The 22883-nt window shown below is 70.6% G+C and carries 25 protein-coding genes; 11 read left to right on the top strand and 14 right to left on the bottom strand.

Annotated elements, in window-relative coordinates:
• Positions 1-72: 72 nt before the first annotated feature.
• Both ACGFY5_RS28880 and ACGFY5_RS28875 read right to left on the bottom strand, forming a co-directional pair.
• Entirely contained in the window at positions 73-1215 is a 1143-nt protein-coding gene (locus tag ACGFY5_RS28880; protein WP_392724634.1) for a glycosyltransferase, read from the bottom strand.
• 33 nt (positions 1216-1248) lie between these two features.
• Entirely contained in the window at positions 1249-1845 is a 597-nt protein-coding gene (locus ACGFY5_RS28875; RefSeq protein ID WP_392724633.1) for a TetR/AcrR family transcriptional regulator, read from the bottom strand.
• A gap of 106 nt (positions 1846-1951) precedes the next feature.
• Between ACGFY5_RS28875 and ACGFY5_RS28870 the strand changes: the two genes are divergently transcribed.
• The 5 genes from ACGFY5_RS28870 to ACGFY5_RS28850 all read left to right on the top strand — a co-directional run bounded on the left by ACGFY5_RS28870 (position 1952) and on the right by ACGFY5_RS28850 (position 6278).
• Positions 1952-3100, top strand: coding sequence for a sensor histidine kinase (locus ACGFY5_RS28870; RefSeq protein ID WP_392724631.1), 1149 nt, complete (start codon positions 1952-1954; stop codon positions 3098-3100).
• A gap of 30 nt (positions 3101-3130) precedes the next feature.
• On the top strand, positions 3131-3544 hold the full coding sequence (locus tag ACGFY5_RS28865; RefSeq protein WP_392724629.1) for a VOC family protein: 414 nt from the start codon (positions 3131-3133) through the stop codon (positions 3542-3544).
• On the top strand, positions 3544-4419 hold the full coding sequence (locus ACGFY5_RS28860; protein WP_392724627.1) for an aminoglycoside adenylyltransferase domain-containing protein: 876 nt from the start codon (positions 3544-3546) through the stop codon (positions 4417-4419). The genes ACGFY5_RS28865 and ACGFY5_RS28860 overlap by 1 nt, the downstream gene beginning before the upstream one ends.
• Positions 4420-4510: 91 nt before the next feature.
• Positions 4511-5707: a DUF4185 domain-containing protein gene (locus ACGFY5_RS28855; protein WP_392724626.1), complete on the top strand. Its 1197-nt coding sequence runs from the start codon at positions 4511-4513 to the stop codon at positions 5705-5707.
• A gap of 31 nt (positions 5708-5738) precedes the next feature.
• Positions 5739-6278, top strand: coding sequence for a hypothetical protein (locus ACGFY5_RS28850; protein WP_392724625.1), 540 nt, complete (start codon positions 5739-5741; stop codon positions 6276-6278).
• Here the strand turns inward: ACGFY5_RS28850 and ACGFY5_RS28845 are convergent.
• Together ACGFY5_RS28845 and ACGFY5_RS28840 are read right to left on the bottom strand one after the other, a co-directional pair.
• A complete protein-coding gene (locus ACGFY5_RS28845) occupies positions 6275-7225 on the bottom strand; it encodes a D-2-hydroxyacid dehydrogenase family protein (protein WP_392724623.1) in 951 nt (316 codons plus the stop codon). The two genes, ACGFY5_RS28850 and ACGFY5_RS28845, sit on opposite strands and share 4 nt — an antisense overlap.
• On the bottom strand, positions 7226-8569 hold the full coding sequence (locus ACGFY5_RS28840) for a pyridoxal phosphate-dependent decarboxylase family protein (RefSeq protein ID WP_392724621.1): 1344 nt from the start codon (positions 8567-8569) through the stop codon (positions 7226-7228).
• A 46-nt stretch (positions 8570-8615) separates the two neighbouring features.
• On the opposite strand from ACGFY5_RS28840, the gene ACGFY5_RS28835 reads away from it, so the two are divergent.
• Together ACGFY5_RS28835 and ACGFY5_RS28830 are read left to right on the top strand one after the other, a co-directional pair.
• Positions 8616-8948 carry an ArsR/SmtB family transcription factor gene (locus tag ACGFY5_RS28835; protein ID WP_392724619.1) on the top strand — a complete coding sequence of 111 codons (333 nt, stop codon included), beginning with the start codon at positions 8616-8618 and terminating at the stop codon, positions 8946-8948.
• Positions 8945-9433 carry an SRPBCC domain-containing protein gene (locus ACGFY5_RS28830; RefSeq protein ID WP_392724617.1) on the top strand — a complete coding sequence of 163 codons (489 nt, stop codon included), beginning with the start codon at positions 8945-8947 and terminating at the stop codon, positions 9431-9433. The genes ACGFY5_RS28835 and ACGFY5_RS28830 overlap by 4 nt, the downstream gene beginning before the upstream one ends.
• On the opposite strand, the gene ACGFY5_RS28825 is transcribed toward ACGFY5_RS28830, so the two are convergent.
• The 5 genes from ACGFY5_RS28825 to ACGFY5_RS28805 all read right to left on the bottom strand — a co-directional run bounded on the left by ACGFY5_RS28825 (position 9419) and on the right by ACGFY5_RS28805 (position 13323).
• Positions 9419-10555 (bottom strand): LacI family DNA-binding transcriptional regulator, encoded by a 1137-nt coding sequence (locus ACGFY5_RS28825; RefSeq protein WP_392724615.1) that lies wholly within the window; start codon positions 10553-10555, stop codon positions 9419-9421. The genes ACGFY5_RS28830 and ACGFY5_RS28825 overlap by 15 nt on opposite strands.
• 77 nt (positions 10556-10632) lie before the next feature.
• On the bottom strand, positions 10633-10962 hold the full coding sequence (locus ACGFY5_RS28820) for a hypothetical protein (RefSeq protein WP_392724613.1): 330 nt from the start codon (positions 10960-10962) through the stop codon (positions 10633-10635).
• A gap of 151 nt (positions 10963-11113) precedes the next feature.
• On the bottom strand, positions 11114-11518 hold the full coding sequence (locus ACGFY5_RS28815; protein ID WP_392724612.1) for a hypothetical protein: 405 nt from the start codon (positions 11516-11518) through the stop codon (positions 11114-11116).
• A 36-nt stretch (positions 11519-11554) separates the two neighbouring features.
• Positions 11555-12205 (bottom strand): response regulator, encoded by a 651-nt coding sequence (locus ACGFY5_RS28810; protein WP_392724610.1) that lies wholly within the window; start codon positions 12203-12205, stop codon positions 11555-11557.
• Positions 12202-13323 (bottom strand): sensor histidine kinase, encoded by a 1122-nt coding sequence (locus ACGFY5_RS28805; RefSeq protein WP_392724608.1) that lies wholly within the window; start codon positions 13321-13323, stop codon positions 12202-12204. Before ACGFY5_RS28805 ends, ACGFY5_RS28810 begins: the two co-directional genes overlap by 4 nt.
• Before the next feature lie 318 nt (positions 13324-13641).
• Between ACGFY5_RS28805 and ACGFY5_RS28800 the strand changes: the two genes are divergently transcribed.
• Positions 13642-15468 carry a serine hydrolase gene (locus tag ACGFY5_RS28800; protein WP_392724606.1) on the top strand — a complete coding sequence of 609 codons (1827 nt, stop codon included), beginning with the start codon at positions 13642-13644 and terminating at the stop codon, positions 15466-15468.
• Here ACGFY5_RS28800 and ACGFY5_RS28795 read toward each other — a convergent pair.
• On the bottom strand, positions 15461-16663 hold the full coding sequence (locus ACGFY5_RS28795; protein ID WP_392724604.1) for an MFS transporter: 1203 nt from the start codon (positions 16661-16663) through the stop codon (positions 15461-15463). The two genes, ACGFY5_RS28800 and ACGFY5_RS28795, sit on opposite strands and share 8 nt — an antisense overlap.
• A 66-nt stretch (positions 16664-16729) precedes the next feature.
• Here ACGFY5_RS28795 and ACGFY5_RS28790 point away from each other — a divergent pair, with 66 nt between their 5' ends.
• Positions 16730-17770, top strand: a complete 1041-nt coding sequence (locus ACGFY5_RS28790) for a DUF5937 family protein (protein WP_392724603.1) — start codon at positions 16730-16732, stop codon at positions 17768-17770.
• A gap of 9 nt (positions 17771-17779) precedes the next feature.
• Here the strand turns inward: ACGFY5_RS28790 and ACGFY5_RS28785 are convergent, their stop codons facing one another.
• Positions 17780-18643, bottom strand: a complete 864-nt coding sequence (locus ACGFY5_RS28785; RefSeq protein ID WP_392724601.1) for a DUF2382 domain-containing protein — start codon at positions 18641-18643, stop codon at positions 17780-17782.
• Positions 18644-19002: 359 nt separating this feature from the next.
• Here ACGFY5_RS28785 and ACGFY5_RS28780 point away from each other — a divergent pair, with 359 nt between their 5' ends.
• On the top strand, positions 19003-19749 hold the full coding sequence (locus ACGFY5_RS28780; RefSeq protein WP_392724599.1) for a YsnF/AvaK domain-containing protein: 747 nt from the start codon (positions 19003-19005) through the stop codon (positions 19747-19749).
• A gap of 7 nt (positions 19750-19756) precedes the next feature.
• Positions 19757-20422: an FMN-dependent NADH-azoreductase gene (locus ACGFY5_RS28775; protein WP_392724598.1), complete on the top strand. Its 666-nt coding sequence runs from the start codon at positions 19757-19759 to the stop codon at positions 20420-20422.
• Between the two features lie 96 nt (positions 20423-20518).
• Here the strand turns inward: ACGFY5_RS28775 and ACGFY5_RS28770 are convergent, their stop codons facing one another.
• Genes ACGFY5_RS28770 through ACGFY5_RS28760 form a run of 3 tightly spaced genes read right to left on the bottom strand, consistent with a single transcriptional unit; the run spans position 20519 to position 22796 of the window.
• The gene (locus tag ACGFY5_RS28770) at positions 20519-21376 is read right to left on the bottom strand and encodes a hypothetical protein (protein WP_392724596.1); all 858 of its coding nucleotides are present in this window, start codon (positions 21374-21376) and stop codon (positions 20519-20521) included.
• Between the two features lie 47 nt (positions 21377-21423).
• The gene (locus ACGFY5_RS28765; protein WP_392724595.1) at positions 21424-21903 is read right to left on the bottom strand and encodes a cysteine dioxygenase; all 480 of its coding nucleotides are present in this window, start codon (positions 21901-21903) and stop codon (positions 21424-21426) included.
• A complete protein-coding gene (locus tag ACGFY5_RS28760; RefSeq protein ID WP_392724593.1) occupies positions 21900-22796 on the bottom strand; it encodes an amidohydrolase family protein in 897 nt (298 codons plus the stop codon). The genes ACGFY5_RS28765 and ACGFY5_RS28760 overlap by 4 nt, the downstream gene beginning before the upstream one ends.
• Positions 22797-22883 lie beyond the last annotated feature (87 nt).

Here is a 22883-nt window from a genome sequence, read left to right as displayed (position 1 = left end):
GCGATGTTAGGAAAGGCCGGGCCGGAATTAGTCACCCATCGGAGCGCACTTTCCGTCCCCCGGGAGAGCTATTCAGCTCAGTTTCCGCAGATAGGTGGCGACCTCGGCGGCGCTCGGCATCGTGGAGGTCTGAATCCTGATTTCTTCCGCCCGGTTCCGGAACGACGGCTCGCTCAGTACCCGGGTCAGAGCCTCCGCGACCGCCTCCGGGCCGGACTGCCCCGGCGGGAGCGCAAGTCCGGCGCCGGCGGTACTGACCCGGTCGGCCTGCAGAAACTGGTCGGCGCCCTGCGGGATGACGACCATCGGGATGCCGGTGGCCAGCGTGCCGAGCGTGGTACCCGCACCGCCGTGACTCACGACGGCGGAAACTCCGTCGAGCAGCTCGGCGAGCGGCACGAACGGCGTGAATTCGACGCGCGAGGCGTCGATGGTGAAGTGTTCCGGCTTCGCCGTGAGGCCCAGCGTCACCACGAGGTCGATGTCGAGCTCGGTCAGGGCAGCCAGGATGGGCTGGAGTACCGCCACGTCCGTGAACACCGTGCCGAACGAGCACAGCACCTTCGGGCGCGAGAGCGTCGGCTCTGCGGCGATCGGCAGTGGGGCGTCGGCCGAGGCGCGGTGCGGCTCCGGACGCAGACCCACTCGTTCGACGTCGTGGGAGACCGTGTCGAACTGCAGGAGCGGCGGACAGGTGTCCAGGAGCAGCCGTCCGGACGGCGTCGCCGTCGGCGCCGGAAGCCCCCGCTCGGTGTAGCGCGACGCGACGGCGGTGACCATCGCGGCGGTGAACTCCGGCGGGACCTCGGGCCCGAATGCCAGGGCTACCGAGGGGATACCCAGTGCGGCGGCGACGAGTGGTCCGACGAAATCGGTCGCCTCGTGGACGAGCAATTCCGCTCCGAATTCGCGGCCGGCGGCGATCGCCTCGTCGGCGGTGAGGTCGGGACGGGCGGCACCGAAGAATTCCGCGACGCTGGCGGGCGTCGGGTTGTTCGCAGCATCCTCGCCGGTCCGGCGGGTCACCTCGAGCAGAATCTCCTCGGGCCCCGGCCCGGCCGGCAGAAGCGTGAAGCCTTCCGGCTCAACGGCCGGACGCAGGACCTCGCCGGTGACGACCGCGACGTCGTCGCCCTGAGCTTGCAGAGCCCGGCCCAGCGGAACCAGGGGAAGCCAGTGCCCGAAAGCCGGTGTCGTTGATAAGAGAGCCTTCATATTCATCAGAATACATCTCTAATGAATAGGAGCTCATAGCAGCGCCTCGGCGGCGCGATCGGCCAGCCAGGCCTGCGCCTCGTCGTAGCTCCAGCGGTTGTCCCGGACCAGCGTCGGATACGAGTACAGCCCGAAAAAGAACCACAGCGTGTCGGTGCCCTGGTCGACGCTCACGCCGTGGCGGAGGGCCGCCAGTTCGTTCAGCCGCACGCTCGCGGCGCGCAGATTGGCCCGGTACGTGGTGACCGAGCGCTCCATGTCGGCTGCGACCTCGGGGATGGTCGTAGCCGTCTCCACCATCAGCGCGATCACGCGGTCGTGCGCCTCGAAACCCGCACGCGTCCCGGCCGCGATCAGGTCGATCACCGCCCGCGGGTCCGTGGACGCGGCGACGTCGGCGACGTTCCGTTCGAATTCGACGGCGCTCGCCGACCGCTCGACCAGTGCACGCAGCACCGTCGGCTTGTTACCGACGCTCGTGTACACGGTCGCCGCCGCTACGCCCGCACCCTCGGCGATCTGGTTGACCGTGGTCGGCCCGTAACCCTGGGCGGAGAACAGCTCGAGCGCGGCGTCCAAAATGACCGTTCTGGTCTGGGCAGCGCTGTCTTGACGACGAGTTGCGGGCATGCATCGAACCTACAAGTCTCCGGGCCGCTGTCCCCCGAGCGAGCTACGACACCTGTCCACCCGGCGGTGACGACGGCAAACAGGCAAGTCACTAGCGTCCTGACGCGTGAAGCGATTCCCGGTGGAGCGGTGGCAACGGCTGGACGTCACCGTGCGCGACGCTCCGCTCGCCGTGCTGATGTTCGGCGCGGCGATGGCGCCGTGGTTGCACGGGTTCGGGACGCAGATCGGCAGCGTGCCCGACCGCCCGTTCGACGCGTGGGGCGCCCTGGTGGTGGCCCTGCAGACGCTCCCGCTCGTGGTGCGTCGTCGCCTGCCGTTGGTGTGCCTCGTCCTGGTGTCGGCCGGATTCGCCGCTGAACAGCTCCTCGGCTTCCACACGGTCGCCGGCACCGCGTTCGCGTTCGGGCTGGCCAGCGCCGGTGCCCATCTCGAGCGGTGCCGCTGGGTGGTCGCGGGCGCGCTGTGCGTCGGCGGTGTGCTGTTCATCGTCGCTCTGGGGGTGCGGACCGGTACCGAACCGATCAGTGACTTCTTCGTGCTCTTCACCGCCTGCGCCGGAGTCTGGGGAATCGGGTCCTGGCTGCGCTCGACGCGGGCCGCGGAGGCGGAGCACCGCTTCCAGGTGGCCGAGGCCACCCGCACCGCCGAACGCGCCCGTATCGCCCGCGAGTTGCACGACGTCGTGACCCATCACGTCACCGCGATGGTCGTGCAGACCGAGGCCGCGCGGTACCTGGCCGGATCGCCCGAGCGCCTCGACGCGACGCTGGCCGCCGTCACCGACACCGGCCGACGGGCGATCACCGACCTGCGGCACCTGCTCGACCTGCTCAACCCCGACCACGGCGTCGACACCCGGACACCGTCCGCAGGTGATCTGCACACGCTCGTGAACGAGGTCCGCACCGCCGGGCAGCCGGTGGAGCTCACCGAAAAGGGGCGCCCGGCCGATTCGAGCGGCAGCGCCGAGCTCGTCGCGTTCCGCGTCGTGCAGGAAGCGCTGACGAATGCCCTGAAGTACGACCACGGCGGCCGGACCGCCGTCCGGATGAGCTACGGCACCCGGGACATCGGCGTCGAGGTGAGGACGGACGGATCCGGCGCGTCGACGGCGTCACCGGGCGGAAGCGGGCGTGGGCTGGCCGGGCTGCGGGAACGCGTCGACGTGCTGGGGGGCGAGTTCAGCGCTGGCGCCTCCGGAGAGGGGGGCTTCGTGGTGCGAGCGCGTATTCCGGCGGGCAACCGCGCGTGACAGCGCCGCACGGGGATGCGACCGTGTGACATGAACCCAGTTCACCTCGCCATCCCGGTCGACGACCTGACGGCCGCCCGCGCGTTCTACGGCGACGTTCTCGGCCTCGCCCAAGGCCGCTCCAGCGACCACTGGATCGACTGGAACCTGCACGGCCACCAGCTGGTGACCCACGTGGTCCCCGGGCCGATCGAAGCCGCCGGCACCAGCGAGGTCGACGGCCACGACGTCCCGATCCCGCACTACGGCCTCCTCCTCACCACCGAGGAGTTCCACGCGCTCGCCGCCCGGCTGAAGACCGCCGGAACCACGTTCCTCATCGAGCCCTACCTGCGCTTCCCGGGCCGACCCGGCGAACAGTGGACGATGTTCTTCCTCGACCCGGCCGGCAACGCCCTCGAATTCAAGGCGTTCGCCGACGAGACCCAGGTCTTCGCCCGCTGATGTACGCCGAGCTCGATGCCTTCCTCACCGACCTCGTCGCCGACGTCCGCGCCGTCCTCGGCGAGACGTTCGTCGGCGCCTACGTCCAGGGCTCGTTCGCCCTCGGCGCCGGCGACCTGCACAGCGACTGCGACGTCATCGTCGCCACCACCACCCTTCCCTCCGGCCCGACCGAGGCCGGCCTCCGCCGGCTCCACGCCGAGATCCCCGACCGGCCGGGCTCCTGGTCCACGGAACTGGAAGCCTCCTATGCCGACGTCGAATCGCTGCGCACCGTGGGCGGCATCGGCACCCGCTGGCTGTTCAACGACCACGGCCACCGCACCCTGGCCTGGGACACCCACTGCAACTCGGCGCACACCCGCTGGATCCTGCACAACCACGGCATCACGCTGGCCGGTCCACCTGCCGCGAGTCTGGTCGACGCTCCCCCGTCCGACGCCCTCCGCGACGAGGCGCGCGCCGCGCTCCCGACCCTGCTGGCCGAAACCCGCACCTGGGCACCGTTCGACAACGCCTGGACCCAGCGCTACCTCGTCTCCACCTACTGCCGCCTGCTCTACACGCTGGCCACGGCGGAAGTCACCTCGAAGCGCGGAGCACTCGAATGGGCTCTCGAGCACCTCGACCCGCGATGGCGCCCACTCCTGGCCCAGGTGAAGGAAGACCGCGCGCTCGGCTGGGATCCCGACGCTCGTCCGCGGCCCGGCAGCCTGGACGCCGCCTACGCGTTCGCGTCCTACGCCGAGTCCTACGGCGTTCGCGGCACCGGCCATGAACAGCGTCAGCCCGCAGGCCGACGCCGCGCGGTGCCCCGGGGAGCCGGCCGCAGCGCGAAGAACAACGAGCCGTGGTCGTCGCGGTCCGCCGTGTAATCGACTCGCTCGTCGACCCCCGTCGGCTCGCGACCATGGAGCTTCCCACGCCCGGCGGGAGCGCCGCGTCGATGCGGTAACCTCCGCGCCTATGGCGTCGGCGCGGAGAACCACCGCGCAGGCGCTCGCCGCGTTCGTCGTCGCCGCGGCCGTGGCCGCCGTCGTCACCTGGCTGGTCCTCAAGCCGGAAGACGACGGCACGCCGCGGATCCCCCGCATCGCCAGCGTCACCGAGCTCGGTCCGCTGAAGCAGCACCCCCGGGTGAACGGCCGTGACAACGGTCAGAGCGCCGGCTTCGGCAAGAGCTCGATCTGGGTCTTCGGCGACACCGTCACCCGCGAGCCGTGGGCGTTCATCTCCAGCACCGGTGCGTCCACCGGCGACCTGCGGGCCGCCGACGGCATCACGATCACCAGCACCGACGTGTTCGGCACGTCGGGCGCCGTGCCGACAAACATGATCCCGTACACCGCGGCCGAGAAGGCGTTCGCCGCGAAGCACGCCAAAGAGCGCTGCACACCGCAGGAGGACCCGAACTGTGGTGCCCAGATCGGCCTCTGGCCCGGCGCGATCGTGGCCGACCCGGCGCGCGACCGCGTCCTTGTGTTCTACGCCAAGCTCTGCCGCGGTGGCCCGGAGAACTCCCGCTGTTCCGGCCCGCTCGGCCACGGGCTCGGCACGGGCATCGCCGCGCTCGACATGAAGACCCGGAAGGTCACCCGCCTCACCGCGACCGGCATGTCGGCGTTACCGAGCGTCGAATCCGGTGCGGACCTCACGCAGTTCTTCTCCTACCGCACCGCCTACACGGCCGCGGCCACGCTCGTCGGCGACCAGCTCTACGTCTACGGCGACTGCAACAGCCGGTGCCACCTGGCCCGGGTTCCGATCGACGCGGTCTCCGACCGCTCCCGTTGGGAGTTCTTCTCCGGACGCGACGCGAGCGGCGGCGCGGAGTGGTCCGAGGATTACGACGACGCCGCGACGAATCTGAGCGCCGGGTCGGCGGGGAACTCGGTGATCCGGGTGCCGGCGCTGAACGCGTGGCTCAACGTCTATCTGCCCCCGTTGAGCAACACGCTCACCGCGCAGACCGGGTCCTCGCCCGCGGGTCCGTGGTCGCGGGCGTTTCCGCTGATGACGACAGACAACGCCGGTGGGGGCACGAACTACGCCGGGTTCGCGCACCCGGAGTACGCCGAGAAGGACGGCCTCGTGCAGTACCTGAGCTACTACCAGCAAGCCACCTACCAACAGCGCCTGGTGCGCATAGTCTTCGACGACTGACCGACCACACTGGATAAACCAGGGAGGTCCGATGTCCCTCACCCACATCGCCCGTTTGCTGCACGAGCGCAATCTGATCGACGCCCAGATCGCTGAAGTCACCGACCGCCCGATGACGGCGGGCCACCTGGGCGAGTGGATCGCGTCCCAACTCTTCCCGATCGAGCTCGAGAAGAACGCGGCGAACCGGGGGTACGACGGCCGTTTCACCGAGGGCCCGCTCCGCGGCAAGCGAGTCAACGTGAAGTGGTACCTCAAGCAGGAGGGCCTGCTCGACCTCATTGCACCGGAACTGCTCGACTATTACCTCGTATTCACCGGCCCGATCTCGGCCGCGTTCGGTTCCCGCGGAACGACCCGCCCGTGGTGTATCACCAACATCTTCCTGTTCGACGCCGAGCAGGTGACCGCCCAGCAAATGGCACGCGGTGTCGGCACGGGGACGGCCGCGAGCCTCCTGCAAGGGCAGTGGGCGGCGGCCGAGGTCTACCCCGGCAGGAGAAGTGAGCTGCTGCCGATCACCGATGAGCAGTCGATGGCGCTGCGCCAGTTCGCCCCACTGATGGTCTAGGACATCACCCGGATCGGGGTTCCGGCGCTCCACGCCTCGATGTTCTCGACCAGCTGCGGATACCAGTGCGCGTACGTCTGCGCCGTCACGTACCCGAGGTGCGGCAGCAGGACGGTACGGGGCGCGGCGAGAAGCGGGTGGTGCGGTGGGAGCGGCTCGGTGTCGTAGACGTCGAGCCCCGCCCCGCCGAGCGCACCGGCGTGGAGCGCCGCGACCAGCGCCTTCTCGTCGACGATCGGCCCGCGCGAGGTGTTGATCAGCACCGCGGTGGGCTTCATCAGCGCCAGTTCGGCGGCCCCGAACAATCCGGCGGTGCGGTCACTGAGCCGCAGGTGGACGCTCAGCACGTCGGCGTTCGTGAGCAGCTCCTCCTTGGAGACGGCCCGCACCCCCACCTCCGACGCCCGCGCGGCGGTGAGGTTCTCGCTCCACGCGATCACGTCCATGTCGAACGCGCGACCGACCCGGGCGACCTGCGAACCCAGCCTGCCCAGCCCGGCCAGGCCGAGCGTCGACCCGGCGACGCCGGTGCCCACCGTCGTCTGCCACTGACCCGCTCGCAGCGCGCGGTTCTCCTCCGGCACGTGCCGGAGCACTGCCAGAATCAACGCCCAGGTCAGCTCGGCCGTGGCCTTCGAGGGCCCGGGGGCACCCTCGGTGCCGCACACCGTGACGCCGTGCGCCGCTGCGGCCTCCAGGTCGATCGACGCGTTCACCATGCCGGTGGTGACGAGCAGCTTCAGGTCGGGCAACCGCGAGAACTGGGCCGCTCCGAACGGTGTGCGCTCCCGCATCGCCACGACGACGTCGACGCCCCGGAGTGCGGTGATCAGCTGATCGACGTCGCCCACATGTTCTGAGCGGACGGTGACCTCGGCGCCGAGCCGATCGAACGGACCGAAGGTCCGGGCCACGTTCTGGTAGTCGTCCAGTACGACGATGCGCACTCATGCCTCCGCAGCGGTCGTCAGTGCCCGGACCAACGTATCGATCCCGGCGTCGTCGATGGCGTGGTCGGAGACACTGATCCGGAGCGCGGTGCGGCCCTGCCACACCGTGGTGCCGAGCCAGGTCTCGCCGCCGTGCTGGATCGCCGCGGCGGTGCGGCGGGTGCGGTCGTCGTCGTTGCCGACGCGGATCAGCACCTGGTTGAGCGTGACGTCGTTCAGCACCTCGAAGTCGCCGGCGAGCCGCTCGGCGATGCGCCGCGCCTGCGCGCAGGACCGTTCGATCATCTCGGCGACGCCACGGCGCCCGAGGCTGCGCAGCGCGGCGTAGACCGCGAAGGCGCGAGCGCGGCGGGAGCTTTCGGGGGTCCAGTCGGAACCCTGCCGCTCGCCGTTGCGCACGAGGTAGTCGGCGGACAGGCGCAGCGCGGCGCGGTGCGCCTCCGGGTGGGCGCAGAGGATGACACCGCAGTCGTAGGGGACGTTGAGCCACTTGTGACCGTCGGTGGCGATCGAGTCGGCGCGCTCGACGCCGTCGGTGAGATGCCGCAGTTCCGGCGACGCGGCGGCCCAGAGGCCGAACGCGCCGTCGACGTGCACCCAGGCGCCTGCGTGGTGCGCGCGATCGGCGATCTCCCCGACCGGGTCGATCGCGCCGGTGTTCACGTTGCCCGCCTGCGTGCAGACGATCGTCGGGCCGTCGATGGCGGGCAGTGCGTCCGCGCGCATCCGGCCCTGGTCGTCGACGTCGACGATCGCGAGCTGGTCCCGGCCGATGCCGAGGAAACGCAGGGCGCGGTCGACCGTCGCGTGGCGTTCCTGGCCGACGACGACGGTGATCGGGGGTGCACCGAACAGGCCGCGCTGCTCGAGATCCCAGCCGGCGTTCGCGAGCACGTGGTGGCGGGCAGCGGCGAGGCCGGCGAAGTTCGCCAGCTGGGCGCCCGTGGTGAAGCCCGCGGACCAGGCGCTTCCCAGGTGGAACAGGTCGCAGAGCCAGCGGCGGCAGATCTCTTCGGCGGCCGCGGCGGCCGGGGACAGCGCGTAGAAGCCGGGGTTCTGGTCCCAGGTGGACGTCAGCCAGTCGGCGGCGAGCGCGGCCGGAAGGACACCGCCCTCGACGAATCCGAAGAAGCGGCCCCCGTTCGTCACGACGAGCCCCGGGTCGACGCCGCGCGCCAGGTCCTCGATCACCGTCGTCGGATCGACGCCCTCGTCGGGCAGTTCGGCGCCGATCGCCTCGACCATCTCCGCCAGCGACGCCGAGCGGGCCACCGGCCGCGTCCCGGCCTGTTCGAGATAGCTCGCCGCGAGGGTGGCGGTCGCATCCAGCAGTTCCTTCACGCGTGCTCCTTGCCAGCTGCTCTCGACGAGACTAACGTACAACCACGTGGTTGTAGATCAGACGGATGTCGACTGGATCTTCGCGGCGCTCGCGGACACGACCCGGCGTGACATCGTCACCCGCGTCCTGACCCAGGAGGCGTCGGTCTCGACGCTAGCCCGGGGGTACGACATGAGCTTCGCGGCCGTGCAGAAGCACGTCGCGGTGCTCGAGCGCGCCGGACTGGTCACGAAGAGACGAAGCGGAAGGGAGCAACTGGTGCGCGGTGACATCGACACGATCCGGCGCGCCCGCGAACTGCTCCGTCAGTACGAGGAGATCTGGCGCGGACGCGTCGATCGGATGAGCGAGCTACTGGACCGGAAGGACGAATCTTGACCGTCATCAGCACTACGCCCGACCCTGCGACCGGCACGCTGACGCTCGTGGCGGAGTTTTCGGCGCCGCCGAAGGACGTGTGGCGGCTCTGGGCCGACCCGCGCCTGCTCGAGCGCTGGTGGGGGCCGCCGACCTACCCGGCGACGTTCCGGGAGTACGAGTTCACGGTCGGTGGTGAGGCGAGGTACCACATGACCGGACCCGATGGTTCGCGCTCGAACGGGTTCTGGCGGTTGACGGCGCTGGACGAACCGCGGTCGCTGGAGTTCGAGGACGGGTTCGCCGACCAGGACGGCAACCCGACGGCGTCGCTGCCGACCTCGTCGACGCGCGTGGACTTCGACGAGGTGCCGGCCGGGACGCGGATGACGATCGTGTTCCGCTACGACACCGCCGAAGAGCTCGAGCGGGTGCTGGCCATGGGGATGGCCGAGGGGATCCAGGGCTCGTTCGGCCAGATGGACGCGCTGCTAGCAGGCGCCTGACGCCGGTGGGGCGGTGCTGTCGCGGAGGACCAGTTCGGTCGGGAGCACCACGTGGGGCGCCGGGCCCGCCGGGGCGGACGAACGGCCCAGCACCGCGGCGAGCGCCTCCGCGGCCGCCTGCCCCTTGGCGCGGATGTCCTGCCGCACGGTCGTCAGCGCCGGGCGGAACGTCCCGGCCAGCGGGTGGTCGTCGAACCCGATCACCGACAGGTCCTCGGGCACCCGCAGCCCCAGGTCGTTCGCGGTGCGGATCACTCCGAACGCGACCGCGTCGGAGAAACACAGCACCGCGGTCGGCCGGTCCTCCCGGTCGAGCAGCAGCCGCGCCGCCTCCCGGCTGTGCTCGACCGAGTCGTCGAGCTGCCGGACGACCTGCGGCTGCGCCAGCCCGGCCGCGGTGATGGCCTCCAGCCAGCCTTCGAGGCGCTCCCGGGACGCGTACCCGGACACCCGTTGGTCCGCGACCTGGGCGATGTCCTCGATGTAGCCGTGCGGGCCGCGCAGACCGGACATCGCGAACCCGATCCGGCGGTGCCCCAGGTCGATCAGGTGCTGGGCGGACGCCCGGGCTCCGGCGCGGTCGGCGACGTTGATGCTCGGGATCTCGTCGACCGGATCCTGGTCGATGAAGACCATCGGCAGGCGTCGGCGCTGCAGCCAGTCGACGGCGGGGGTCTCCGGATCGCAGGAGTAGACCAGAACACCGTCCATCGCGACGTCGCGAGCCGGGACGATGTCGTCGGTGCCGATGGCGCTGAGCAGGGTCAACGCCAGGCCCGTGGGCTTCAGTTCCTCGGCGATCGCGCCGAGGAGCTGGGCGGAGACCTGGTCGTTGAACGCGAAGCCGAGCGACTCGGTGAGCAGGAACCCCACCGCGCCGGTGGTGCCCTTGGCGAGGGCGCGCGCTGCCGGGTCGGGGCCGACGTAACCGAGTTCCTGCGCCGCGGCCAGGATGCGTTCGCGCAACGTCGGCGACAGCTGGTTCGGGCGGGAGAACGCGTTCGAGACGGTCATTCGGCTGACCCCGACCTGATCAGCGATCGTCTGCAAGGTCACCCGCGCCACGCCGCCACCGCCTTCCGCTGACCAACCGTAGCCGGTGAGAGCGGGAGACAGGACCACGGATCCACCGTCAGGGACCGCCGTGGCGGCGGATCCGTGGCCGTTCGGGGTGCGCGCCATCACTTCTGCCCCGCCGGTCAGGCGGTGGCGCAACCGGACTGCGCCCCCTTGGCCGCCGCCCCCCGCGCCGACGCGGCGCGACCGGCGGAAGCCGGACGCCCGGCAGCCGAGCGACCGGCGGAGGCGGGGCTGCCCGCAGACGCCGGGCGGGCGGCTGCGGCAGTGTTGGCGGAGGCCGGGCGGGTGGCTGCTGCGCGGCGGGCGGCTCGGGCTGCGGCGAGCGCTCGGGTGGCGCGGCGCCAGAGGGACGGGCGGCGCGGGGGCTGAACCGGGCCGTCCAGGCGGCCGGCTGACATCCGCTGCTGGTCAGCGGCCTGGCCGATGTAGAAAGCTGCGATGGGCTCCATGATCGCTCCTCGGGTCGAACTCGGGTAAGCCGTTGCTATACCGGTATAGCGAGTGCGCTTTACCGGTATAGCAGGGCGGAGCTATACCGGTAAAGGCTGTACCGGTAAAGTTCGCCTCGCTGACCGACCGCGAAGAGCTCGCGAAGGAGGCTTAGAAGACGCGCCGGGCGACGCCGGGCGGGCGATCCAAGGCGTCGAACACGCGTTGCCGGAGCAGTTCGTACTGCTCACGGAACCGACGCGGCGCATCGGACGGCCGGTGCAACACCTGGCCGTTGACGACGATCTCCTCGGGATGGAACTGCTCGCCGGTGAAGTCCACTTCGGTGCCGTCGGGCAACCGGTTCCAGTAGTGGTTGCCGGTCTTCACACCATCGACGTGCACCTCGCCGAGAATCAGGTCACCACCGAGCAGGTCCTGCACGACCAGCGCGGTCATACCGCACTGGGCGCGCGCCGGATTGTCCGGTCTCCACTGCTCGCTGGCGTTCGGGTAGCACGTGTCCGGTCCCCAGGCGGACCGGAAGATCGGCCGTAACACGTCGACGGTCACCATGCCTGAATCATCGCAAAGGCCGTTATTGCGGGTTCATCAATCGACCAAACCGGCACGGAACGCGGCGATCGCGAGCTGCACGCGGTTTGTGGCCGCGAGCTTCTCGAAGAGGTGCGTGACGTGGCTCTTCACAGTGGCTTCGCTCATGTGGAGTCGCGCGGCGATGTCGGCGTTGGCGGCACCCTGCCCGATCTGCACGAGCACCTCGCGTTCGCGGCCGGTGAGGGTGTCGAGTTTGGCCAGTGCCTCGCGGCGGCGGGACCCGTCGTCGCCGGTGAAGCGGGTGATCACCTGGCGGGTGACGCTCGGGGAGAGCATCGCGTCGCCGGCGGCCGCGAGGCGTACCGCGCGGAGGAGTTCGGTGGGTGGGGTGTCCTTGAGCAGGAAGCCGGTCGCGCCGGCGGCGAGTGCGCGGAAGACGTCGTCGTCGGTGTTGAAGGTGGTCAGGACTATCACCGCGGGTGGGTGGGGCTCGGCGCGGAGGGCCGCGGTGGCGGCCACGCCGTCCAGGTGCGGCATCCGCACGTCCATCAGGACGACGTCCGGGCGGTGGCGTGTGACGGCCTCGATCGCGGCCCGGCCGTCCTCTGCGTCGCCGACCACGGAGAGGTCGTCCGCGGTCTCCAGGATGAGCCGCAGCCCCGCCCGCACCAACGCCTCGTCGTCCACCAGCAACACCGAAATCACCGCGCCTCCACCTCCACCGACTCCCCCGCGTCCGTTGCGGGCTCGGCGGTGAGGTACGGGACCGCGGCGTGGAGTTGCCAGCCGTTCGGGGTGGGGCCGGAGTCGAGGGTGCCACCTACCAGGCGTAGGCGTTCGGCTAGGCCGATCAGGCCCGCGCCGGAGCCCGGCAGATCGAGGGCGGTTCCGGTCAGGGGGTTGGTGACCTGCACGGATACGGTGTCCGCGGACCGGGCGATCGTCACTGTCACCGGCGCGTCCGGGGCGTGTTTGCGCGCGTTCGTGAGGCCTTCCTGCACGACCCGCTGGACGACCCGCGCCGACGACGCCGGCAACTCCCCCGCCGTGTCCTCCAGCGTCACGCGCTGCCCGGCCGATCGCGCGTCCGCCACCACCGACGCCAGGTCGGTGTACGGCTGCGCGTCGGCCTCGAGGATCCCGAGCACCGTCCGGAGCTCGGCCAACGCCTCCCGCGCGGTCACCCGGATCACCCCGGCGCCCTCGCGCACACGGTCCGCGCCACCGTCCGCGGTGAGCTCCAGCGCTCCGGCGTGCAATGCGATCAACGACACCTTGTGCGCCAGCACGTCGTGCATCTCCCGGGCGATCCGGGCGCGCTCCGCAGTCCGCGCCTGCTCGTCGCGGAGCACGCGCTCGGCGTCGGCGCGTTCGGCTCGTTCGCGCCACGCCTCCTGCAGGGCTCGGCGGGTGGCCACGTAGTGACCGAGCCCGAGCGTCACCGCCGCGGCGACGGCCAGGTACGTGGCGTCCCACCACGACCAGTAGCCACCGTCGAGCCAGTTCCAGCCCATCGCGCCGGCCCAGCTCACCGCCACGAGCCACCACGCGTGGCGACGCGGCGCGTAGGCGCCACTCGCGTAGAGCCCGACCAGCCACGGGCCGGGGTTGCCCGACAGCACCCACCCGAGCGCACCGGCCACCGCCGCCAGGTGCGGCCACCGTCGCCGCCACCACTGGGCGACGCTCGCCAGCGTGCCGCCGACCGCGATCACCACCAGCGGTAGCGCCGACCAGGGCGTCTTGACCGCCAGAACGGTGAGGAACAGACAGCCGACGACGAGCGCCGCGTCGACGCCGAGCCACCGCTGTACCGATCTCATGGATCGCAGCGTAGGCGCGCCGTACCCGGGTTCTCCTGCCCCCGGAGTCGACGATGATCTCCGACTTTGGTCGGAGACAGCCGCCGACCGCACGGCGATGTTCCGGGGCACCCTCCACCGCGACGCTCGGTGCGTCCTTCCCCGTATCGCTCGAAGGAGCACCCCATGAGCCCGACCCCGCCCGTCACAGCAAGGCGGCGATGGTTGTCACGTTCTCTGCGCCAATGGTTGTCAGCCAATCCACGCTATGGCGCAGAAAATCTGACAACCATCCGCGCCGGCAACCCGCCGACCACCGCAACGCGAAGCGCGCTCGGTATGGGGGGCCGTGCCGCCGCAGTGTGCGTGCTCGTCGGTAGCGCGGTGGTCGCCGCATCTCCGGCGCAGGCCGCGCCGCCCACCTGTGAGCCCCCGACCGCGGCGGCCGACTACTTCCACCGCGCAGTTCCCCAGCGCATGGGCGACACGCTCCCCGGCATGGTCGTGTCCGTCGTCTCCGGTGACAAGACCGTGTACACCCACGGGTTCGGCCGGGCCGACGTCGCGAAGAACGTACCGATGGACCCCGATCGCACGCTCGTGCGCATCGCGTCGATCACGAAGCTTTTCACCGCGACGGCGGTGATGCAGCAGGTGGAGGCCGGCCGGCTCGACCTGAACGCCGACGTCGACACGTACCTCAAGGACTTTTCGATCCCCCGCACCTACCCGCAGCCGATCACGCTGCAGATGTTGCTGGCACACACCGCCGGGTTCGAGGACCGCATCATCGGCACCGGCGCCCGCACCGCCGACGAGGTCGTCCCGCTCGGGAAGTACCTGGCCGAGAACATGCCGGCGCGGATCCGTCCGCCGGGGGTGGTGTCCGCGTACTCGAACTACGGCGCCGCGCTGGCCGGCTACATCGTCACGCAGGTCAGCGGCGAGCCGTACGACAAGTACGTCCAGCGGCACATCCTGGACCCGCTGCACATGATCCACACGACCGCCACCGAGCCGGTACCGCCCGGCACCGGCGACCTCGCCACGAGCTACCGCGACAACGGCGAGACGATACCGTTCACGTTCGACCCGCTGACGCCCGACGGGTCGATCAGCGCGACGGCGTCGGACATGGCGAAGTTCGCGATCGCACACCTCAACGAGGGGGCGGGCATCCTCCGGCCGGAGACGACGGCGCTGATGCACACCCGCTCGTTCGCGGCCGACCCCCGACTCACCGGCTACGCGCACGGGTTCATCAACCGCACGATGAACGGACACCATGTCCTGATGCACGACGGCAGCTGGGAAGGCTTCGGCAGCGGGCTGCTGCTGGTTCCCGACTGCAAGCTCGGCGTGTTCGTCTCGGTGAACTCGACGGAGGGGTTCGAGGCGTTGGGCGACGTCGTCGACGGTTTCCTCGACCGGTTCGCGCCCGGCTCCGCCCCCACCGTCTCCGGCTCGCAGAAACCTGTCGTACCGGAGGCCGGCTTCTACGCACCCACGCGGCGCAACGTCACCGGCGTCGAAAAACTGCTCACGCTGCTCGGTCCGGCGCGCTTGACGGTGACCGACTCCGGGTCCCTCCGCTTCAAAGGCCAGATTTGGACGCCCCAGGGCGACGGTTCCTATGTGGCGGGTGACGATCGTCTGGTCGCCATTCGGGGCGGGGACGGAACCCGGTACGTGGCGACCGACGGTCCGACGTTCGAGCGGCTGAGTTGGTGGTGGGGTCTGCCGTTCAACCTGGGCGTGCTCGCGGTGTTCGCGGTCGTGGCGTTGAGTGCGCTGGCGGTGCCGATCGTCGGGCTGTGGCGGCGGGTTCGTCGCCGGGAGCTCGGTGCGAGCCGGTCGTGGCGGGTGTCGCGCGGGTTGGCGGCCGGGGCCGCGGTGCTGGGGTTGGGGTTCCTGGTCGGGCTGGCCGCCGCGCTGTTCGGGAGCACCAGCGAGTTCCTGTACTCCGCGCCGACGTCGTTCCGGGTGCTGCTCGTGGTGCCGATCGTCGTGACCGGCATGGCGGCGGTTGCTCTCGGCACCGCGGTGGCCGGTTGGCGTGGGGCGGGGATTATGGCGCGGGTGCACCAGGTGGTGTTGCTCGCCGGGCTGGCGTCGCTGGTGTGGTTCTGTTGGCAGTGGAACGTTCTCGGCTGGCACTTCAGCTGAGTCGGCGCAGGGGTGCCGCGAACGCTGCCGCGATGAGGATCGAGAGCACGCCGGCTGCGGTGATCGTGGTGCTGACCGGGAGGGTTTCGGTCAGTAGACCCAGTGCGGCCGGGCCGAGGCCCTGGCAGGTCATCATGCCGGCGTGGAGCAGTCCGAACGCCTGTCCTCGACGTGGTTCTTCGACCGCGTCGAGGAACCGGCGTTGCAGGCCCAGTGCGTAGGCGTAGCCGGCGCCGGTGACGAGGAGGAGCGCCGCGGCGACCGGTACCGACGGATTCGCCGCGAACGCCACGAGTGGGAGGCCTGACAGCACCATGAGCGGGACGACGAACCGCTCCCGGGCCGCCGGAGCGAGCAACCGCCCCACCGCGAGATTGCCGACCATCATCCCGATCGGGCTGCACGCCAGCAGCAGTCCGCCTGCTCCGGCCGGGAAGTGGGCCCGCTCGGCGTAGGGGATCAGCAGCGCTTCCGCGCCCGTGGTCACGGCCGGGGGCACCCAGTGCGCGAGCAGCAGCACCCGCACCCGCCGATCCCCCGACAGCACCCGAGTTCCGAGCCAACTCTCCCGAATCCCGGTCCCCCGTGCGCCACTCCCCCCACCCGCGGCGCGGGGAAGACCTATCGCCGCCCAGGTCGCGGCCACAGCGTGGGCGGCGGCTGTGGTGTAGAGGGCGCCGGTGGGGCTGAGGGTTGCTACTGCGGCGGCGCCCACCGCCAAGCCGAAGAGCTGGGCGATGGAGGACGCGACCACCGCCAGCGAGCGGCTGAGCACGTACGCGTCACCGGTGAGAACATCGGCGATCAGGCGGTTCCCCGCTCCGGTGAACACCGGCGTGAACAGCGCGACCCCGCCGACGATCAACAGAATCACGACCACCGGCGGGCGCCCCACCGCGATCGCGAGCCCCGCGCACGCCTCGATCACGTACCCGCCCACGATCAACGTCCGGGGCCGCACCCGATCCGCCAACGCCCCGAGCCCTACCGCCCCGACGGCCTGCGGCACGAACCCGATCCCGAACGCGACAGCGGCCAGCAACGGCGACCCGGTCGCCGCGAACACCAGCGTCGAGAGCGCCACGATGCGCAGGGTGTCGGCGACGATGCCGAGCGTCCGCGTGACGAACACCGTCCGGAACACCGGCTGGGCCAACACCTGCGCATAGGTCGCACGATCTTCGGTCGACGTCACGAAAGCAGTCTTCGAGCGCACCGCACCCCAGCCAATTGTTACGTCGACAGGCGTAACGTCATAACCGTGCTGCGGATCGAACTCACCGCCGACGACCTCCTGCGCAGCCGGTTCGCCCTGTCACCCCTGTTCGAGCTGAACGGCCTGCTCCGCGTCCTCTCCGGACTCTCGCGACGCCGCCTCCCGTCCGGGCTGGCCGCACGGAGCCGCCCCGCCTACCGCCGGCTGCTCGCCGAGACCGACCTCGCCGCCGTACAGGCCCTGCAGTGGCCGCGCGGCGGCGCCGGTTTCCTCGTGCCGCCGCCCACGTCACTGGCCCAGTCGTGGGACGACGAACTGGCGGCCCTGCGCGCGGTGCCCCTCGACGAGGCCCGCAGGGACATCGCCCACTGCCTCCGCCAACGCCCGACCGACGACCCTGCCGTGCTCGACGTCCTGCACTCCGACGACGTCCGCGAGCGGCTCACGACGACGCTCGACCGCGCCTGGCGCGAACTCCTGGCGGCCGAATGGCTGCGGCTGCGCGCGATCTGCGAGCGGGACGTCGTGCACCGCGCCGGCCTGCTCGGACGCGCAGGCTGGGCAGCGGCGTTCGAGGACCTGCACAAGCACGTGCGGTGGCACGAGGGCGCGCTGCAACTTCGCCGCCCCGGCCCCGACGAGGTCATCGGCGCCGACGGCAACGGCCTGCTGCTGATTCCGTCGGTTTTCGTCTGGCCGGCGGTGGCCGTGCACACCGACGATCCCTGGCCACGGGCGCTCGTCTACCCCGCGCGGGGCACCGCGGCGCTCTGGCAGACGACGCCCACCGCGCCGGGCGCGCTCGGCGAGCTGCTCGGGCAGTCCCGCGCGCGGCTGCTCACCGCGCTCGACGAACCGGCGAGCACCACCCAGCTCGCCCACGCGCTGAGCCTGGCCGTCGGCGCCGTTGGTGACCACCTCGCCGTCCTGCGCCGCGCCGGCCTGGTCGACCGCGCCCGCTCCGGCCGCTCGGTCCTCTACCGCCGCACAGCCCTGGGCGACGCTCTCACGGCCGGCGCCGAAGCGCGCGAAGCGGTTGCGCCCGGGAGCCCGAAGGCTTCGCCGCACGCAACCGCTTCGACGTGATGGACCGGGTCAGCGCTCGTCGGTCTCGATGCGCTCCTTGCGCACCTGGCCACCGACGGTCTTCTCCTCGGTCACGGTCTCGGTACCGAGACGGACCCGCTCCACCGGAACGGCCTCCTTCTCGACGACCGGCTTCTCGGCGTGCAGCGTGACCTCGTGCTCGGCCTCGGAGATCGCCGGGCCGGAGAACGCCTCGCCGCGGTTGGCGTCGGTGATCGGCTCCCGCTCGACCCGCACGCGCTCGTGGCTGACCGGCACGGTGTGCTTCTCGTTCTCGGTGACGACGTACTTGCGCAGCCGCGCCCGGCCGGCCTCCTCCGTGGAGGTACCGACGTTGAGGCGCTCCTCGGACCGCGTCATCGCGTTGTCGTCACGGGAGCCACGGGAGTCGCGGGTCTCGCGCGTCTCGCGCGTCTCGCGGCCGGTGTGGCGCACGTTCCCGCCGTCGGACTCGTAGTGCTGCCCGCTCCGACCCTCGTAGGTCTCGCCGACGGCGGTGCCACGGTCGCGGTCGACGTCGGCCGCGTATGTGTCCCGGGTGCCGCTGGCCTGGTTGGGCAGCTGGTAGTGCCGGTACAGCTCGGCTACCTGCGTCGGCGTCAGCGAGCCGTCGCTGCCGTCCGGGTCGATGCTCGGCGCGTCCTTCACCTGGGCTTTGTCCACGCCGACGACGACACGGTCACCGCGGAGCTCGGCGCCCTCCAGGGGCACGAACGACTCCTTGAGCCCGAACAGGCCGGTGTGGACGGTGGCGAACTGGGGGCTGTCGGTGCGGTCGTCCAGGTACACCTGCTTGACCGATCCGATCTTGTCACCGGACGGGTCGTAGGCGGTCGCCTGGATCAGGGACGGAATCTGCTCCTGGGTCAACATGAGTTGCTCCTCTCGCAAGCACCGGTTGGGGTTGTTTTGCAACGGCGGTGTGCCGCAGAGATGCCGCTTCCGCAGGAGCGCTAAACGGTTGAATATAGATGAATGCAGTCCATAGAGGACGTTACCCAGGGTGGTGCGAGGGCTCCGCAGCGACGGGATAGCCCAGATCAGGCCGGGGAAACGGGCTCCCGTTCGCGTACCGAAAGGGGGCACCAACAAGCTCGAAAATTCTTTCGGATGAATCGACGCACGGAAGCGGTGCGAAGATCGTCGGTTTCTCGGACGTTGACGGCGGCTACCCAGGGTCGACCTTCCGCAGTAGAGAAGTGACCTGAAGTGATCGGCGAAAGGGTCAGCAGATGACAGGCAGGTGGAATGCGGATGACCTTCTCGATCGTGAGGTGGTCGATCGCCACGGGAGTCGGATCGGTCGGATCGACTGGGTCTATCTGGACGCCCAGTCGGCGGACCCGACGTTCGTCGCCATCAACACCGGCCCGCTGAGCCGGTCACCCAGCGTGGTGCCGCTGGCCGGCGCGACCGCGCGCGACGACGTCGTCGTGCTGCCGCTCGACCGCGATCGGGTGAAGGGCGCGCCCACTGTCGAGCCGGCGGGTCGCAACGGCGGCCTCTCCCTCGGCCAGGAACAGGCCCTCTACACCTTCTACGGCGTCCACCCCGGAGGGGACGACGCGATGACGCGTTCGGAGGAACAGCTGAACGTGCACACCGAGGAGCAGCCCGTGGCGCGGGCCCGGCTGCGGAAGTACACGGTGACCGAGGAGGTGCAGGTCACCGTTCCGGTGACCCGCGAGGAGTTCCGCGTCGAGTACGAACCCGTCACCGGCGACGAACCCGACGACACCCCGGCCGACGACCCGGCCGACGACCCGGGGCCGATGACGCTGCACTCCGAGCGGGTCGTGGTCCGCACCGAAACCGTGCCGACCGAACGCGTCCACCTCGCCACCGACCGGGTCACCGAACAGCAGACCGTCGAGGGCCAGGTCCGCCGCGAGAAGATCGAACTAGACGGGGACGCCCCTCGCGTGGCGGAACCGAGAAAGCCGCCCGGGCGGTCGGGGCCCGATCCGGGCGGGCTATAACCGGGAGATGCCTCACCTGCTGCATCTCGACTCGTCCGCCGACCTCACCGGCTCGCGTTCGCGCGCGATCACCGCCGCTTTCGCGAAGGCCTGGGCCGATCGCGGAGACGATCACACGGTCACCTACCGCGACCTGCACACCGATCCGCTCCCCCGGTTGTCGACGCCGGTGCTGCACTGGGCACCTCGGTTGCGGGCGGAGGGGGAGACCGCGCCCGCCGAGGACGAAGCGCTGCAGCAGACGATCCTCGACGAGCTGCTCGCCGCGGACGTGCTGCTGGTCGGTGCGCCGATGTACAACTACTCGCTGGCGTCGACGTTGAAGACGTGGGTGGACTACGTGCACGTGCCGGGCGTCACGACGACGCTCGACGCCACGCCGAGCCAGCCGTTGGCCGGGCGCCAGGCCGTGGTGGTGACCAGTGCCGGGGGCTCGTACGCCGAGGGGTCGCCGACCGAGGACTGGGATCACCTGACGCCGGTGCTGCAGATCATTCTCGGTAACGCGCTGGGCATGGTCGTCACCGTGATCTCGACCGAGCTGACGCTCGCCTCCCGCATCCCCGACCTGGCCCCCCAGATCCCCCACAGCGAAGCCCTCTTCAACGCCGCCCTCGATCAGGCCACCGCCCTGGGCGCCACGATCGAGGCGGCAAAGCCGCCGTCTGTCTGAACCTGGAGCCCGCTGAGGGCGACGCTGCCGATCGGGCGCGAGGTCGCCTCGTATAACTGATACTCAAGACCTCGCGCCCGCTCGGCAGCGTCGTTCTCAGCGGGCCGCCCCCGGAGCGAGGAATGCGCGTAGGGCGGAGAGGTCGTCGGTGCCGAGGTAGTCGACCTTGGCGTCTCGCATCTCTCGCCAGAACGCGTTGCGCTGGCGGCGCGAGTGGGCGGGGACGCCCCAGAACCGGACGGTGCGGCCCTCCGCGTGTGCCTTGGCGACCCACTCGTGCAGCAGCTGCCGCTCGGCGTCCGGCATCTGGCCGTGGCCGTCCCACGTGAACTTCCAGTCCCACTTCTCACTGCACAGCGGCACCAGCGACGCCGGCGAGTCGCTCCCCACCGACGAGAGCGAGCCGTCGCACGCCGCGTACCGCACGGGTGCGGCGGCGAGCTCCTTCTTCGGCGGCTTACCGGTGATGACCACGGTGACCGCGCCGGCGTGGATCTCGTCGCCCTCGAATTTCGTCAGTATGTCTTTGTAGTTGTCGAGCTCGGCCGCGAGCAGCTCCCAGCACCACTCGGGGTCGTTCTTGATCTCGACGAGCAGCTGGAACGGCCGGTCGTAGCCGGGCAGCACACCGCCGTGCTCGGCCACGCGCCGCGCGAGCGGGTCGAGGTACAGGCCGCGGAGCGTGCGCCAGTACTCGAGGTCCTCCGCGTCGTGCCCGACGAGCAGCCGCGGGACGCCGTGCTCGTCCTGGTGCGGCCAGATGTCGACCTCAACGCTCGTGAAGCCCTGGTCGAGCGCGGCCAGCAGCGGCCGGGAGTGCCGGTAGTCGTTGTGCGCGTGACCACCGGTCATCGCACCCCAGCGCCGGTGCCGGAAATGGGTACCGAGGCCGATACCGACCGCGATCACCACCACCACGGCCAGGCCGACCAGCACGGTCGCTAACGCCGACATCTTCGACTCCCTTCTCCGGGAGAAGACTTACCAGCCGACCCCGACAACTAACCGGTCGGGCGGAGTTCGTCGGCGTAACTCACCGACGTGCGACGCATGACGCCGTCGTCGGTGATCAGGTACGTGCCCAGGCGCCACAGCGGCGGCGAGTACGCGTGGATCGAGACGCTCTCGGCGTCCGCGCCGGTCATCCGGTGGATGTGGTCGGGCCCGAAGCAGAACGACTCGCCTTCGCGGACGACGACGTCGACGTGCTGACCGCCAATCCGCGGGTTGTTCTCGTGCACCGCCCCCTGCACGACGGCCACCGCACCGGACGAGATGTCGTGGTCGTGCCAGCCCGTGTCGTTCTGCGGGGTCCAGCAGAGCAGCCACACGTCGACGTGATCGTCGCGGTAGAGCGAGACGTAGTGCCGCTCGGCGTCGGAGAACGCGACGTGCTCGCGCCATCGCTCGGGCCGGCGGGCCAAGTCGTCGACCAGTTCCTTCAGCTCGCGCTTCGTCAGGTCGCGTGCCGGCAGGGTCACTGTGTACCTACCTCTCCGTGGATGAGTCGGGCGGGATTGGAAACGGCCATTGCGTGGTCGAACGCGTCCCCGAAGCCGAAGTCCGGCACCGTCGCGTACGGCCGGTCGGAACCGAGAACGACGAGGTCGACGCCCAGCACGCGGACGATCGCGTCGACGGCGCGCGGCCCGTAGGACGAGGTGTCCACGAACGCGTTCCGGTCGATTTGGCGCCGAGTCGGGCCCCCGCGGGCCACGAGGCGCTCGCCGTGCAGCGGACCCAGGCCGGCGAGCAGCGCGAAGCAGATCCGCAGCGTCGGGTGCGCGGCCCGGCCGAACGCGACGAGCGCGTGCCAGGCGTCGTGCATCTGGTGGATGTACGGGCTCAGCGCGGGCCACCACGCGGGCGCACCGGCGGGCGGCGCGGGGTGCGGGCCGGGGTGGACGAGCAGCGGCGCGCCCCGGCGTTCGAGCACCTCGAGCAGGGGGGCACAGTGCGCGTACCCGGCGGGGTCCAGCAGTGCGTTCGCCGGCAGCTGCAGCCCGATGCACCCGGCGTCCAGCGCCTTCTCCAGCGCGGCCGGGTCGATCGAGACGAGGCCGGCGGCGGCCCAGGCGCCGAAGCGGTCCGGCAGCGCCGCCACCCCGGCGTGGTACGCGTCCAGCAGGGCCTCCGCGTCGGGCAGCCACTCGATGCCGAGCGGGCTGGACAGCGAGATCAGCGCGCGGTCCAGGCCGTCCGCCTCGATCAGCGCGATCCGGGCGTCGACGTCGTGATCAGCGGGATCGACTTCGAACGGCGGGGCGCTTCCGGTGTGCAGCGTCCAGCCGTCGAGCCGGGGCGGCTCGACGCGTGCCCGGAGGGCGTCGATCAGCGACGGGGGCCACAGATGCTGGTGAACGTCGATGCGCATGCGTGGATGGTATTCCTACCGACTTAAAGGGTTAACCGCTTAACTAGGAGGAAGTTAACCGGTTAACTCCACTCCTCGTCAAGAGCC

The sequence above is a fragment of the Cryptosporangium sp. NPDC048952 genome (assembly GCF_043197895.1).
Lineage (GTDB): Bacteria > Actinomycetota > Actinomycetes > Mycobacteriales > Cryptosporangiaceae > Cryptosporangium.
The sequence above is the reverse complement of the archived record's forward strand: the minus strand, read 5'-3'. Positions and strand labels throughout refer to the sequence as shown.